We start from the raw sequence: 14,983 nt of genomic DNA, 5'->3' as shown, positions 1-14,983 counted from the left end.
CCCGTGAGGGAAAATTCGTAGTATATTGAGAGTATTCCTCCACTCTGGACACGGACATGGCTTACTCCATCGGCGAATTCGCCAGACTCAGCGGGATCACCGCCACGACGCTGCGGGCATGGCAGCGTCGCTATGGTTTACTGAAGCCACAGCGCACGGAGGGCGGCCATCGCCAGTACAGTGATGAGGACGTTCAGCAGGCACTGAAAATCCTCGACTGGGTGAAAAAAGGCGTGCCCATCGGCCAGGTCAAACCGCTACTGGAACGCCCCGTCCCGCGCCGGACCAACAACTGGCAAACGTTGCTTGAGACCATGCTGCAACGCCTGCAGGACGGGAAAATTGAGTCCCTGCGCCAGATGATTTACGACGCCGGCCGCGAATACCCCAGGCCAGAGCTGGTTGCAAATGTGCTGCGTCCGTTGCGCAGCCAGATGTCAGCCAACATCCCTGCCGCCATGACCCTGCGCGAGATCCTCGACGGCATTATCATCGCCTATGCCTCGTTCTGCCTTGAAGGCGACAAAAAAGCGCCGGGTGATAACATCCTGCTTAGTGGCTGGTACCTGAATGACCCGTGTGAAATCTGGCTCGAGGCCCTGACGCGTACCGGACAAGGGCACCGTATCGATATTTTGCCTACTCCCTCCACGTCACTGGCGCCTGAGATTTTCCCCGAGCGCAAATGGCTTCTGGTGACCAGCGGTAAACTGACCGCCGCACGGAAAAAGCAGGTGGCACAGTGGCAGCAGCAGGTATCCCTTGAAGTGATTATCCTCTGATTATTTTCTCCTGCGGTAAACTTCACGAAAAGTTGAATATTTTTCCGTCCCGCAAATGCTAACGTTTTCCTGTGACTGACAACCCCACAGGAAAACACAATGAAAAAAACAACCCCTCTGCTGATGCTGGCCGCCATGGCCTTTACCCCTGCCGCGTTTAGCGCCCCTGCCGGCACCCTGAGCGTACATATTCTCGACCAGCAAACCGGGATGCCGCCATCTGACGTTACCGTCACGCTGGAGAAGCAGCAGCAGAACACATGGACCCAGATTGCCAGCGGCAAAACCGACCACGACGGACGTATCAAATCACTCTATCCGCAGAATCAGGACATGCAGCCAGGCGTGTATAAAGTGACCTTTAAAACCGCTGATTACTTCCACGGCAAAAAACTGGACACCTTCTTCCCGGAGATCCCAGTGCTATTCACCGTGACCCGAACCAACGAGAAACTTCACATCCCGCTTCTGCTGAGCCAGTACGGCTACTCGACCTACAAGGGCAGTTAAGCCGTATTGATTTTAAAGGATAATAAAAAATAACTCCGCCAATACTTGGACAAATTACTCATGTTGTGTAAGTTTTAGATATACGAACTGGAGACACACACCATGACAATGAAACCTGTAATCGGTATTAGCGGATGTTTGACCGGTTCCGCCGTTCGCTTCGACGGCGGACATAAGCGTATGGGCTTTGTCATGGACGAACTGGCCCAGTGGGTGAATTTCAGGCCCGTCTGCCCTGAGATGGCCATCGGCTTGCCGACGCCACGCCCTGCACTGCGTCTTATCGTGACGGACAGCGGTGAAACCCAGATGCGTTTTAGCCACGCTCCGCACGAAGACGTTACGCAAAAGATGGCTGACTTTACGGCAGATTATCTGCCTAAAATCGGCGATCTGGCGGGCTTTATCGTCTGTGCAAAATCCCCCAGCTGCGGCATGGAACGCGTGCGGCTGTATGATGAAAACGGCAACCGGGGCCGCAAGGAGGGTGTCGGGCTGTTCACTGCCACCCTTCTTGAAACCCTGCCGTGGTTACCCGTGGAAGAAGATGGCCGCCTGCACGATCCGGTGTTGCGGGAAAACTTTGTTGAGCGTGTTTTCGCGCTTCATGAACTGAACACACTGCGCGCCCAGGGTCTGACGCGCCGTGCGCTATTGGACTTCCACAGCCGCTACAAACTTCAGCTGCTGGCGCACCATCAGGCGGGTTATCGTGAAATCGGCCCGTTCGTTGCCACGCTGCACGAGTGGGAAGATTTGGACGCCTTCTTTGTGGCGTACCGCGAAAAGCTGATGACCATCCTGAAGAAACCTTCCTCGCGGAAAAATCACACCAACGTGTTGATGCATATTCAGGGGTATTTCCGTAACCAGCTCAACAGTCGCCAGCGTGGCGAACTTCGCGACGTGATCCTGCACTACCGTAACGGGCAGTTGCCCATCCTCGCGCCGATCACGCTGCTGAAGCACTACCTGGCCGAATACCCTGACCGGTATCTGATGACGCAAAACTACTTTGATCCCTATCCTGATGATTTGGGTCTGCGTCTGGCAGTCAAGTGATCATAAAAATGCGAAGGCCCCATTGACCCTCAGAGGCCCAAAGCAGTACCCCGTTTAGACGACACCCTCACTGTCGTCTCTTTTTTTGCATTTAACCTTAAAGACTGTAATTATATACAGGCCTACAGTGCAAAAAAGGAGCCTGCCTGTGATCAAAAGCCTGCATATCCAAAACTACCGCTCGATTCACGACATGTCGCTGGAGCTGGAAGCGCTCAATATCGTCTTCGGCCCCAACGGTACCGGGAAATCGAATATCTACAAGGCGATATACCTGATGCACAGCGCGGCGCAGGGGCAGTTCTCCCAGGCGCTGGCAAATGAAGGCGGTATTCTGAAGGTGTTCTGGGCAGGTAAGACCCGTAGCGACCAGCTCCGGCGGATGAACCTCGCGGTGGAAACGGACACTTACGAGTACGAGCTGCAGGTGGGCTTTGTCGAGCAACTGCCCTATCCCTCCCAGTTTCAGCTCGATCCGGTCATTAAAGAAGAGTCCATCTGGCTTACCGGTCAGCGCCGTCGCCCTTCATCACAGCTGATGAAGCGCAGGAATCAGGCGGTATTTCTCAACAACGTGCACCACGAAAAAGTGACTCACAGCGGCACGCTGTATGAAAACGAATCGGTGTTCGGGCAGCTCGGTGAACCGCATCTCTACCCGGAAGTGTCGCAGATGCGTGAGTCCCTGCGTAACTGGCGCTTTTATCATGAATTTTCCGTCTCGTCCGGCTCGGCGATGCGTGCCCCGCAGGTCGGTTTCCGCTCCCCGGTACTGGCCAGCGACGGCGCCAACCTGGCGGCCGCATTTCAGACCATTGTCGAGATTGGCGATGAAATGTTGCTGATGCGCATTCTCGACCAGGCCTTCCCCGGCTGCGAGTTTTACAGCGACAACACCGGCGGACGTTTTCGCATGATGATGCAGCGCGAGGGGCTGAGCAGGCCGCTGGAACCGGCGGAGTTTTCCGACGGGACGCTGCGCTTCCTGTGCCTGGCGGTAGCGCTATTAAGCCCACGCCCACCGGCCTTTATCGCGTTGAACGAACCGGAAAACAGCCTGCACCCGCAGATGCTGCCCGCGCTGGCGAGCTTAATCGCCGAGGCCAGCCGCTACTCGCAGATCTGGCTCACCAGCCACTCGCCGGAGCTGGCGAAGTTGATTGAGAAGCAGCGGTCGTTTTCGCTGTATCAGCTGTCGATGGCGGAGGGAGAGACGCGGGTGGAGAGGCTGGGGTAGTTTTTTGTCTTCTTGCTTCATTAAATTGAGTAATTAATAAGTGACAACGCCTTCGACCAACCACCAGTGAACTGCGGGGATGCGCTGAAGGGCTGAGCGTCGTCAGTATTGACCAGCCAAAGATATGTGAATGACTAAGATCCCGGTTCAGTAAGCGAGATCTTAGTTTTACTCTTTTCTCAGATATACCATATGTATTTTTATTTTTTATGGGTAATCAAGACACTGGAATGTTGTATCACAGTAATTATGCCTCAGATCCAGCCCATTATTTTTTGCTACAACTTGCCGAATTTTATCATTTTTTTAGCACGTTAGCGATCAATAACATTACTCCAGCAAAACTACCAATGTATATACTTATTTTACCTAAAAACAAAATAATACTCGGTGAAAAAGATATTGGTATTCCTTTATAAACTAAGAAAAAAACCTCTCCGCATGCATATAAAACGATCCCTGTCAGAAAAATTGAAACCATACTAAATACTATAAAAAAAACCAGAGGAAGAGTATATTTTAGTATTTTCATCTACCATCTCCTACTTGCTTCATTTTATACTCTGTATACTTACCTCCAACTTCTGAAGAAATACTACCACCAATGTCACCAATTGAGCTTGGCACATTGCTTGGTTTCATTTCTTTTGAAAGACCATAATCCCCTTTTACTTCAGTAAACTGTCTTAGGTCAGTGTTAAACTTGGGATCCCAACCACCTTTCCACCAGTTCGCACCAGCGTTAACTCCCCATTTAAAGCCATTGCCAATGCCATAACCCACAACGGAACCTGCACCATTTACTAACGCACCAGATATTGGATCTTTACCTTCAAGCCAGTTTCCTAATGCACCTCCGGCCGCATTCCAGCCAACTGTTCCTCCAATACCATTTCCGGCACTGATCACATTAACCCAGCCACCAATAATAGCTGTTGTTGGGTCTATAGTTCCATCAGCTAGATAGTTGATACCAGCATTAGCACCTGCGTCTAATCCCCATAAGACCTGAGCGCTACCGGGTAAGAGAGCTACACTGCCTGTTGCAAGCGCCACCCCTACGGCATCACGTTCATTCATTGCTTTCTGACATGCGGCCCCACTCGGATTATCGGAACAGGTCGCCATATCGACGCCGTGCTGGCGTATCCACGCTGCCTGAGCCTCTTCACTACCGCCGAATAAATTATTCTCAACACTATTCTTCCCTGTACTGGCCCCGGCCGCCGCACCAGCCGTATTTCCCCCGGCAAGCCCGCCAGCTATGCCCGCTGAAACAGATGCCAGCGTACTCACGGTCTGCTTCTGCTCTTCCGTCAGCGTCGACGGATCTGTGTCCGGATAGAGCTGTCTGGCAATCGCTGTCGCAATCAGTTCGCCGGATGCCGCCCCCACAGCGCCTGCTGTTGGTGATGCTTCCCCCCTTCAGGGTGACGTTGTTGCCCGCAATCACGCTGCCGTTATTGACGGTAACGTCCTTCGGCGACAGGTAAAGCTTCGGCACCATCACCGTTTCGCCGTTGACGGCGTCCTTCTCCCACCACAGTAAGCTGTGGTCGAGCGCAGCAATCTGATCCGCAGTCAGCGAGACGCCAAACTGCAGGCCCAGCGACTGCTGCGCCGCCGCGGCGTTATCCATCAGATCCAGATCGGAGCCGATACCGTTCAGGTAGCGGTTATCGGTCTGGTCGAGCACTACGTTGGAAACATAGCGGGTATCGAACGCCGCATCGCCGAGGAAGCCGTAATAAATTAATGACGAAGCCGAAAAGTCTTACGCCACTCTGCAGGACTCACGCCAAAACGCGCCTTAAATTGCTGGCGCCAGGTCACCGCAGAGTTAAACCCTACCAGCTCTGCCACGCTTTCAATGGGCATATTCCCGGCTTCTAACAGTATCTGGCTGCGCCGCAGGCGCTCGGTGGTCAGCCAGTCGGCCACGCTCATCCCGGTGGCTTTTACAAAATGGCGGGTAAGCGTGCGGCGGCTCATCGATACCACCTCTGCCAGCGAGTCCAGATTATGCGGTTCGGCAATGTGCTGCTGGAGATAGTCAATCAGATAGTTAATTCGTCCGTCACGGGTATCTTTCGGTACCGGCTGGGCAATAAACTGTGCCTGCCCCCCCTCGCGGTGTGGCGGCACGATCATACGGCGGGCAATCTGGTTGGCGACCACGCTGCCAAAGCGCTGGCGGATGATGTACAGGCAGCAGTCAAGCGCGGCAGCGGTACCCGCAGAGGTGATAATATTGCCGTCATCGACGTAGAGCGCATTGATATCCAGCTTTACGTCCGGGAAAAGCGTCTGAAACTGATGTTCAAACTCCCAGTGCGTGGCCGCGCGTTTACCGTCGAGAATGCCCGCATAACCCAGCACAAACGACCCCAGACAAAGCCCGACGATCTCCGCCCCGTTGTCTCTGGCCTGGACCAGGCTGTCGAGAAGCGTCTGGGGCGGGCGTTGCTGGACATGCTGCCAGTAAGGCACCACGACGATATCTGCCTGGCCGATGGCGGAGAAATCGTGAGTCGCGTTAAGCGCAAACCCGTCTTTGGATGTCAGTAATCCCGGTTTTTCGGCGCAGATCAACACACTAAAGCGCTTTTCGCCGGATACCGTATCACCAAACAAAATGCAGGGAACGGAGTAGTGGAACGGGCTGAACCCGTCTACCGCAACAATCGCGACATTGATTAGCGCCATGTATCTCTCCTTTCCCCTGGCGATGCTCAGAATATAACGGTTTCACCATCCTCGGGAATGCTCACCGCATCACCAATCAGGTTCGCGTCAACGTACTCACGCAGCGCATGGCGGGTCAACAGGCAGTGGTTGATGGCCTCCATATGGGTCGCCACAATTTTCGCCTGCGGCAGCAGGAAGTGGACGTTGAGCACATCTTCCTGGCCCATGATAATCGGCCCAAACCCGATGACGTGAGCATAGCCCGCGTTAAGCACCACCACATCCGGCTGATGCTTTTGCAGGTCGGCTGCCACTTCATCACGCCAGATGGTATCCCCGACAATGTAGAGCGTCTTCTCATCAGGATGACGTAAAACCACGCCACAGGCTTCACCCAGCCGTTCCGCCAGCTCCGGCACGGCGTAAGCACGATCGGTACCGTGCTGGCCGCCGCGGGTTTTCGCGATCCGGATATCGCCAAACGCCGTCTCCTCGGTCATTACCGTCAGGTGGGTAAATCCCTGGCTGCGCAGCAGCGCGGCGTCGCTGTCGTTCTGCACAAAGACAGGTTTATCTTTGCCGATCAGTTCCACTGCGGCGCGATCCCAGTGATCGTCATGGATATGGGTGACGATCACCGCATCCGCCTCCAGCAACGTGCTGACGTCAACGGGAAGCTCGACCATCGGGTTGCGGATCTCCGTATGCGCCGTGCCGGGGAAGCCCGGATAAGCGCCCTTCGGGGCCAGCATTGGGTCGATTAAGAAGCGTTTCCCGGCGTAGGTAATCAGCTGAGTGGCATTACGAATCTGAGTGATGTTCATGGGTATTCTCCTCATAGTGTGAAGAGGAGAATAGCCCGATGCCGCGCGTAACAATGTGGGCCACAGGGCGATGATCGATGAAATCGGGTCAACGTTATCGCATTCGCAGCGCATCCACCACCAGCGAAAAGGCCGGCGACGGCTGCTTTCGGCTCGGGTAGTAGAGATAATACCCCGGGAAGGGCAGACACCAGGGTTCCAGCACGCGGATTAACCGGCCTTCAGCAATATGATCGCCAAACTCGTCTTCGGGCAGGAAAGCAATCCCGAATCCCGCCAGGGCAGCTTCGACAATATGCCAGGAAGTATTAAAGGTCAGCTGGCCATTCACGCGCACGTTCAGATCGCCACCGTCCTGATCAAAATCCCAGACGTAAATCCCGCCGGATTTTATCATCCTCTGGTTAATGCACTGGTGCTGCGTCAGTTCATGCGGCGTTTGCGGAACAGGATGACGGGCGAAGTAGTCCGGCGAGGCGACCGCGGCCATACGCAACTGCGGGCCTATCGGCAACGCGATCATGTCTTTATCGATGGTATCTCCCATTCGAACACCCGCATCGAAGCGGTCGGCAACGATATCGCGAAAACCGTGATTGGCGTCGAACTCGATGTGAATGTCAGGGTATTGCCGCAAAAGTGGCGTCAACTTAGGTAACAGAGTACGCGATAACACATCGGGTCCACAGGTGATCCTCACCGTGCCGGCGGGCTTGTCGCGAAGCTCCGTCAACATGTCCAGCTCCGCTTCGATTTCATCGAAACGGTTGCCAATGGCGTTAAGCAAGCGTTCGCCGGCTGCGGTGGGGGAAACGCTGCGGGTGGTGCGGGTCAGCAGGCGGATCTGCATCCGGTTCTCCAGCCCGGTTATGGCCTGGCTTAACGCGGGCTGGGTCACGCCCAACTGTGCCGCGGCACGGGTAAAACTGCCCTCACGCGCCACGGTGACAAAAGCAAAAAGATCGTTCAGGTTACGCTTCATCACACCCTCATTTATAAGCCAAACTTATAAGCTCATTAAGCATTGATTAGCTAGTCAGAATACACCCGCCGTGTAAAATTTTCACTGTGACCTGACGTCAACCACATTCCAACCTTTCATCTGCATGCGTTATTCCCGTGAATAGCGCCCGGCCCCGGCTTGTCCGAATCTGGCCGAACGAATAACAAGGTAAACACGATGTCCGCTATGGTGAACGAAACATCAGCGCGCCAGTCCCGTGCCTGCTGGAGCGGCGTGCTGGCAATGACCCTCTGCGCTTTTACGCTGGTCGCCTCAGAATTTATGCCTGTAAGTCTGCTGACGCCCGTCTCGCGGGATCTCGCCGTCAGTGAAGGCCTGGCGGGCCTCGGGATCGCGATATCCGGCGCGCTGGCCGTATTGACCAGCCTGTTTCTCTCTTCTCTTGCGGGAGGCATTAACCGCAAATCGCTGCTGCTGGGCCTGACGGCGTTGATGGCCGTCTCCGGTCTGATTATCGCCGTGGCTGAGAGCTATCCCCTTTATATGCTGGGACGCGCACTGCTTGGCGTGGCCATTGGCGGCTTCTGGTCGCTCTCCGCGGCGACCGCAATTCGCCTTGTGCCACCGCATCAGGTTCAACGTGCGCTCGCCATTTTTAACGGTGGCAACGCCCTGGCGACCGTCGTTGCGGCTCCGCTCGGCAGCTGGCTGGGGGCGACAATCGGCTGGCGCGGTGCCTTTTACTGCCTGGTGCCCGTGAGCCTGCTCGCGTTTATCTGGCAGTGGTTCAGCCTGCCTTCCATGTCCGTGGAAAAGCGCACCGCGTCGTCCACCAGCGCCTTCGGCCTGCTGAAAAACCCTCTGGTGGCAAAAGGAATGGTCGCGTGCGGCGTCTTTTTCATGGGGCAGTTCGCGCTGTTTACCTACGTGCGTCCGTTCCTTGAAACCGTGACTTTCGCCAACGCGACGCAGTTATCGTTAATCCTGCTGGTGATTGGCGTGGCGGGTTTTATCGGCACCCTGTTGATCGGCACGTTTCTGCGCCGCGGATTTTACACCACGCTGGTCGCCATTCCCGTGGTGATGGCGCTGATTGCCGCGGCACTGATGGCCTTCGGCCATCACCTTGCCGCCGTCACCGCCCTGCTCGGCCTCTGGGGACTGGTCGCGACGGCCGCCCCCGTCGGCTGGTGGACCTGGGTTGCCAGAACGCTTCCTGAAAATGCCGAAGCGGGTGGCGGACTGATGGTGGCAATGGTGCAGCTCTCCATTGCGCTCGGCTCCACGCTCGGTGGCCTGGCCTTTGACCACAGCGGCTGGCAAAGCACCTTTGCACTCAGCGGTGTACTGCTTATCGCCGCTGCCATGTTCACGTTTTACACCTCACACAACGACACACTTCACAGGAGTTAATCATGAGAAGATTCACCATGGCGCTCGGGCTGTTAGTCAGCGCCTTCGCCGCCAGCGCTGCCGATATGTCCCGGGGCGCAGATAATTTCTACAAAAGCGATAAGGTTACGCAGCAGAAGGTGACCTTTAAAAACCAGTATCAGATGAACGTCGTCGGCAATCTGTATAGGCCAAAAGAGGCGGATAAAAACGCCAGACTGCCGGCGATCGTGGTCGGCCATCCGATGGGCGCGGTGAAAGAGCAAAGCGCCAGTCTCTATGCGCAAAAGCTCGCGGAACAGGGCTTTGTCACCCTGGCGATTGATCTCTCATTCTGGGGGGAAAGCGAAGGTAAACCGGGGCATCTGATCTCACCAGAAATCTATTCCGATGATTTCAGCGCGGCCGTGGATTATCTGAGCACTCAGTCCTTTGTCGATCCGCAGCGCATCGGTGCGCTGGGCATTTGCGGCAGCGGCAGCTTCGTTATTAGCGCGGCGAAAATTGACCCGCGCATGAAAGCGATCGCCACTGTCAGCATGTATGACATGGGCTCCGCCTTCCGCAACGGTCTCAACCATTCCGTGACGGTTGAACAGCGTAAAGCGATGATTGCCTCTGCCGCTGAGCAGCGTCTGAAAGAGTATCAGGGTGCAGAGACAGCCTACATTCCCGGGACGGTAAATAAGCTGGATGATTCTACGCCGGCTATCCAGCGTGAGTTCTTCGATTTCTATCGCACCGAACGCGGCGGGTACACGCCACAGGGCGAGAAAGAGGCGCTGACGACGAAACCGATGATGAGCAGCATCGGTAAGTTTATGAACTTCTATCCGTTCAACGATATCGAAACCATTTCACCGCGTCCGATGCTGTTTATCACGGGTGATAAAGCGCATTCGAAAGAGTTTAGCGAAGACGCCTATAAACGCGCCGGTGAACCGAAAGAGCTGTATATCGTGCCGAATGCAGGCCACGTTGACCTGTATGACCGCACGGATCTGATCCCGTTTGCAAAACTGGCCTCGTTCTTTAAAGCCAACCTGAAATAACCCGGTAAGGCGTATAACACCCTGTTATACGCCTTTGTCCTGACTACCAGCCCGGCACCGCGCCACCGTTAAAGAGAGTCTCTGCGGCCTTCGCCACTTCCGGCGACTGATACGACTGGATAAATTCCTTCACGTTTTCCGCGTCTTTGTTGTCTTCCCGCGTCACCACGATGTTCACATACGGCGAGTTTTTATCTTCAATAAACACGCTGTCATGCACCGGCGACAGCCCGGTTTGCTGGAGATAGGTGGTGCTGATAATGGCAACATCCACTTTCGGATCATCCAGCACGCGCGGCAGTTGCGCCCCTTCCAGCTCCATGATGTTCAAATGCTTCGGATTGGCGGTGATATCCAGCGCCGTCGGCAGCAGGCCAACGTCCGGCTTCAGGGTAATCAGCTTCTCTTTTTGCAACAGCAGCAATGCGCGGCCAAGGTTGGTCGGATCGTTTGGAATGGCGATGGTCGCGCCGTCCTTCAGCTCAGACACGGATTTTATCTTGCGGGAGTAGCCGGCCATCGGGAAAACAAAGGTATTCGCTACAGCAACCAGCTTGTAGTGATGCGCCTTGTTATCTTCTGCCAGGAACGGGCGATGCTGGAAGACATTGGCATCAAGATCGCCCTGACTGGTGGCATCATTGGGCAACAGCGAGCCGCTGAACCCCACCAGTTCCACATCCAGACCGTATTTCTCTTTCGCCACTTTTTTAGCGACTTCCGCGACATCCTGCTCAGCGCCGTTAATCACGCCGACTTTGATGTGTTTGGCATCGCTGCCGCCTTGATCGCAACCTGCCAGCAGCAGGCCAGCGAGAACCAGAGCACCCAATCGAAGTTTCACGAGACATATCCTTTTGATAAACGTTTCAGTGACTATATCGACAACGGTACGGCTGGCTAAAAAACGAAAAAGCATCAATAAGACGGATAAGTTATATGTGCGGGGGCGCTATTGATCCGACCTGAGCATGCCCGCACGGCGTAACGGCGTTTCACGTAAAAACCACGACAGTACAAACGCCAGCACCATAATGCTTGCCGCCAGCAGGAACACCGCGTGAATGGCTGAGCCAAACGCATCAAGGTAATCGAGCCGCAGGGCCTCTGGCAGCCGGTGAATGGCCGCAGGATTGAGCTCATGCGGTAACTCCGCCCCTTGCGGTAAACGGTCCATCAGACCCGATTGCAAAACGTGGGTGAAGACCGCGCCAAACAGCGCGACGCCGATGGCCCCGCCAATGGAACGAAACAGCGTGACCCCGGAAGTCGCTACCCCGTATTGATCGGCAGAGACGCTGTTCTGCACGGCCAGCACCAGTACCTGCATGACCAGCCCCAGACCCATCCCCAGCACGCCGGTAAAAATGTACAGCTGCCAGGTCGGCGAGTGGATCGAGATGCGCGTCAGCAGCACCATGCCCACCACGCCAAGCAGCGTACCGGCGATCGGAAACAGACGGTATTTTCCGGTACGGCTGATAATCCGCCCGCTGATGATCGAGGTTAGCAGCAGTCCGCCCATCAGCGGGATCAGCTGCAGACCGGCCTGAGTCGGCGTGGCGTCTTTCACAACCTGCAGATAGAGCGGCAGGAAGGTGACCGAGCCAAAGAGCGACATCCCGATAATAAAGCCAATCAGGCTGCAGAGCAGAAAACTGCGATCGCGGAACAGCGAGAGCGGAATGATCGGCTCCCAGGCCAGACGCTCCTCATAGATAAACCCGGCGATACCCGTCAGGCCAAAGGCCAGAATGCACCACAGCTGCGGGTCGTTCCACTGGCGTATCGTCCCGCCTTCAGTGGTAAACAGGATGATACACAGCAGCGCCATGCTGAGGTAAATCGCCCCCAGATAATCAATCTCGTGCTTGTTGCGCCGTGCGCTGCCGTGGAACACCGCGCCTATCACCAGCAGGGCAAAGAGGCCAAGCGGCAGGTTGATATAAAAAATCCAGCGCCAGGAGGCGTGCTGTACGATAAACCCGCCGATAAGCGGCCCGATCACCGTCGCCAGACCAAACACGCCGCCAAACAGCCCCTGATAGCGGCCACGCTCCGCAGGCGGAATAACGTCCGCCACGGCGGCCATACTGATGACCATCAGACCGCCGCCGCCCAGCCCCTGCAGGCCGCGCATCAGCACCAGTTGGGTCATGTTTTGCGCCAGACCGCAGAGCACCGACCCTGCCAGAAACAGCACAATAGCGATTTGAAGGACGATTTTACGCCCAAACAGATCGCCGAATTTTCCGTACAGCGGCACCACAATGGTCGAGCTGAGGATATAGGCCGTCACCACCCAGGAGAGCTTATCCAGGCCACCCAGTTCCCCAACGATGGTGGGCAACGCCGTGGAAACAATCGTCTGGTCCAGCGCCGAAAGCAGCATCACCAGCAGCAGCGCGCTGAACAGCAGCTTTATCGACGGCGCGTTTTGCGCAGGTTGAGTCATTACGTCGGACTCCATAAGAGATCGCTTGAAATTAATTAACTGGATAATTAATATTTAAGTAAGTGATGAATAAGATCAAGAGATCCTGCGACTATGCCAGCACATAAGGACAATTCTGAACCGCGCCGCCCTGGTCGACCACGCGGCGGAAAGCGGGCAACCGCCAGCCGCGAACAGCTGCTGGATATTGCGTTGAGCCTCTTTTCCCGCCAGGGAATCGCTCAAACCTCGCTGAACGCCATCGCCAAAGAAGCGGGCGTAACGCCAGCAATGCTGCATTACTACTTCAATTCACGAGAACAATTGCTCGACGCGATGATTGAGGAGCGCTTCCTGCCCTTACGTAATCGGATCGGCGCAATTTTTGCCGAAAACCCCGACTCGCCGGTCAACGCATTAACGCAAATGGTGAAGATACTGGCCGAGCTGGCGGAGCAGCACCGCTGGTTTGCCCCGCTGTGGATGCAGGAGGTCATCGGGGAGATGCCTGTACTGCGCACGCATCTGCACGCGCGGTTCGGTGACGACAAATACCAGGCAACGCTCGCCACCCTTAAACGCTGGCAGCAGGAAGGGCAACTGAACCGGGCACTCGCGCCAGAACTGCTGTTCACCACGCTGCTAAGCCTGGTGCTGGTGCCGTTCTCAAGAATGCGCAACGACGAGAGGCTACATGCCCTCTCGCCAGAGATCATTGTGCGTCATGCGCTGGCCGTGATGGGCAACGGCATCGGCGGTTAAAGGGATTTGGTCAGATAATGCCTTTGCATACCTGGGTACGGGTAATCCGGCAACGACATCTGCAGTTGATAGCCCTGCTTTTCATAGAATGGACGTGCCTGGAAGCTGACCGTATCCACCAGCGCATGGGTGCAGCCTTTGCGTCGGGCTTCGTCTTCTGCCGTTTTGATAAGCTGGCTGCCGACGCCCGATCCCCGCACGGTGTCGCTGACCCACAGAAAATCGATGTTTAGCCAGTCGCCTTTGCGCACGCCAATTAACCCGCCCAGCATCACGCCCTTATCGTCTCGCACATAAACGCCAATGTCGCCGCTAAAGTTTGAGAGATCTAAAAATTGTCCGTTGTAGGCGCGAAGCCCTGTTAATAATTCTTCTTTTTCATCGTGTGTGACGTTATCCGTCGTGCTCAGATGCATATTTTTCTCCTTATTTTCTGTGCAATCTTAATATTGCACAGCCTTTCCTTCATCAAAACTCCTTTTTTTCTCCATTCTTTAAACATTGAAATATTCATTCAATAAGTACTTAAAAAAAGTCTTTCCAATACGCGCCTGAAACGTATAATGAGAACGATCATTCTCACTTTTATAGGGTAACCGACGATGTGCACAAAACTGGAAGAACGCCAAAAGCAGCGTCAGGACGACATCATCGCTGCCGCGCGTCAGTGCTTTCGCGCCAGCGGTTTTCATGCGGCCAGCATGTCGCAGATCGCCAATGAGGCAAAGCTCAGCGTCGGGCAAATCTACCGTTATTTCAGTAACAAAGATGCGATTATTGAAGAGATGATTCGCCGTATCATCGACTCACGCATCGAAGAGATTCAGGGTAAAACGCTGGTCGAGGGGATGCCTCAGGCGCTCGCCTGGCGACAGACCCTGAATGAAGATGACGATGCGCTGATGCTTGAGATGTCGGCTGAAGCCACGCGTAATCCCCAGGTGGCGGCCATGCTGGTCGAAGCGGAAAAGCGGATGTTTGCTAATGCCTGCGCACACCTGAAAAAACAGTTTCCCCACCTGAGTGATGATCATATTCGCTGCTGCGTGGAGATTACTGCGGTAATGATTGAGGGGTCTATTTACCGTCGACTCACCCCCTTAAACGTACCCTCTGAACAATTAGAGCCTCTTTATCAAAATATTTTAAATATGCTTTTCTCTGCGAAGTAATCGCATGTGAATAATTAGCGGGAAGACGTTATTCCCTTATTAACATTTCCGGCTCTGCCGGAGATGCGGTATCGCTGTGCCTTTAAATAGCCCCCTTCCTTGTT

General features: G+C 54.9%; 14 protein-coding genes and 2 pseudogenes. 8 read left to right on the top strand and 8 right to left on the bottom strand.

Annotation, left to right across the window (positions count from 1 at the left end):
* The first annotated feature begins 56 nt into the window (after nt 1–56).
* The 4 genes from HV242_RS00375 (at nt 57) to HV242_RS00360 (ending at nt 3,591) form a co-directional block, all read left to right on the top strand.
* Complete coding sequence (locus HV242_RS00375) at nt 57–782, top strand: MerR family transcriptional regulator (RefSeq protein ID WP_014168030.1); 726 nt, start codon at nt 57–59, stop codon at nt 780–782.
* Nucleotides 783–881: 99 nt separating this feature from the next.
* On the top strand, nt 882–1,292 hold the full coding sequence (gene uraH / locus HV242_RS00370) for a hydroxyisourate hydrolase (RefSeq protein ID WP_050737647.1): 411 nt from the start codon (nt 882–884) through the stop codon (nt 1,290–1,292).
* Nucleotides 1,293–1,394: 102 nt separating this feature from the next.
* Complete coding sequence (locus HV242_RS00365; RefSeq protein ID WP_050737648.1) at nt 1,395–2,354, top strand: YbgA family protein; 960 nt, start codon at nt 1,395–1,397, stop codon at nt 2,352–2,354.
* A gap of 148 nt (nt 2,355–2,502) precedes the next feature.
* Complete coding sequence (locus HV242_RS00360; RefSeq protein ID WP_050737649.1) at nt 2,503–3,591, top strand: AAA family ATPase; 1,089 nt, start codon at nt 2,503–2,505, stop codon at nt 3,589–3,591.
* Between the two features lie 528 nt (nt 3,592–4,119).
* Here HV242_RS00360 and HV242_RS24385 read toward each other — a convergent pair.
* The 5 genes and pseudogenes from HV242_RS24385 to HV242_RS00335 all read right to left on the bottom strand — a co-directional run.
* A pseudogene (locus tag HV242_RS24385) lies at nt 4,120–4,995 on the bottom strand (VENN motif pre-toxin domain-containing protein); the annotation flags it as partial.
* Nucleotides 4,973–5,338 (bottom strand): annotated as a pseudogene (locus tag HV242_RS24435) (hypothetical protein); the annotation flags it as partial. The pseudogenes HV242_RS24385 and HV242_RS24435, both read right to left, overlap by 23 nt.
* Nucleotides 5,339–5,343: 5 nt before the next feature.
* Complete coding sequence (locus HV242_RS00345) at nt 5,344–6,297, bottom strand: GlxA family transcriptional regulator (protein WP_047355961.1); 954 nt, start codon at nt 6,295–6,297, stop codon at nt 5,344–5,346.
* Between the two features lie 26 nt (nt 6,298–6,323).
* On the bottom strand, nt 6,324–7,103 hold the full coding sequence (locus tag HV242_RS00340) for an MBL fold metallo-hydrolase (protein WP_050737652.1): 780 nt from the start codon (nt 7,101–7,103) through the stop codon (nt 6,324–6,326).
* Nucleotides 7,104–7,197: 94 nt separating this feature from the next.
* Entirely contained in the window at nt 7,198–8,085 is an 888-nt protein-coding gene (locus HV242_RS00335; protein WP_020882709.1) for a LysR family transcriptional regulator, read from the bottom strand.
* A 198-nt stretch (nt 8,086–8,283) separates the two neighbouring features.
* Between HV242_RS00335 and HV242_RS00330 the strand changes: the two genes are divergently transcribed.
* Together HV242_RS00330 and HV242_RS00325 are read left to right on the top strand one after the other, a co-directional pair.
* A complete protein-coding gene (locus HV242_RS00330) occupies nt 8,284–9,480 on the top strand; it encodes an MFS transporter (RefSeq protein ID WP_050737653.1) in 1,197 nt (398 codons plus the stop codon).
* Between the two features lie 2 nt (nt 9,481–9,482).
* Nucleotides 9,483–10,511: an alpha/beta hydrolase gene (locus tag HV242_RS00325; protein WP_025206508.1), complete on the top strand. Its 1,029-nt coding sequence runs from the start codon at nt 9,483–9,485 to the stop codon at nt 10,509–10,511.
* 43 nt (nt 10,512–10,554) lie between these two features.
* Here the strand turns inward: HV242_RS00325 and nlpA are convergent, their stop codons facing one another.
* Nucleotides 10,555–11,355, bottom strand: a complete 801-nt coding sequence (gene nlpA, locus HV242_RS00320; RefSeq protein WP_020882712.1) for a lipoprotein NlpA — start codon at nt 11,353–11,355, stop codon at nt 10,555–10,557.
* Between the two features lie 108 nt (nt 11,356–11,463).
* On the bottom strand, nt 11,464–12,981 hold the full coding sequence (locus HV242_RS00315) for an MDR family MFS transporter (RefSeq protein WP_014168018.1): 1,518 nt from the start codon (nt 12,979–12,981) through the stop codon (nt 11,464–11,466).
* A 78-nt stretch (nt 12,982–13,059) separates the two neighbouring features.
* Between HV242_RS00315 and HV242_RS00310 the strand changes: the two genes are divergently transcribed.
* Entirely contained in the window at nt 13,060–13,707 is a 648-nt protein-coding gene (locus tag HV242_RS00310; RefSeq protein WP_050737654.1) for a TetR/AcrR family transcriptional regulator, read from the top strand.
* On the opposite strand, the gene HV242_RS00305 is transcribed toward HV242_RS00310, so the two are convergent.
* Complete coding sequence (locus HV242_RS00305; RefSeq protein ID WP_014168016.1) at nt 13,704–14,123, bottom strand: GNAT family N-acetyltransferase; 420 nt, start codon at nt 14,121–14,123, stop codon at nt 13,704–13,706. The genes HV242_RS00310 and HV242_RS00305 overlap by 4 nt on opposite strands.
* A gap of 186 nt (nt 14,124–14,309) precedes the next feature.
* Between HV242_RS00305 and HV242_RS00300 the strand changes: the two genes are divergently transcribed.
* A complete protein-coding gene (locus HV242_RS00300) occupies nt 14,310–14,879 on the top strand; it encodes a TetR/AcrR family transcriptional regulator (RefSeq protein WP_050737655.1) in 570 nt (189 codons plus the stop codon).
* Nucleotides 14,880–14,983 lie beyond the last annotated feature (104 nt).

Origin of the sequence: Enterobacter sp. RHBSTW-00593, from assembly GCF_013784105.1 — a bacterium.
Lineage (GTDB): Bacteria > Pseudomonadota > Gammaproteobacteria > Enterobacterales > Enterobacteriaceae > Enterobacter > Enterobacter ludwigii.
This window is presented reverse-complemented; position numbering and strand designations above follow the sequence as displayed.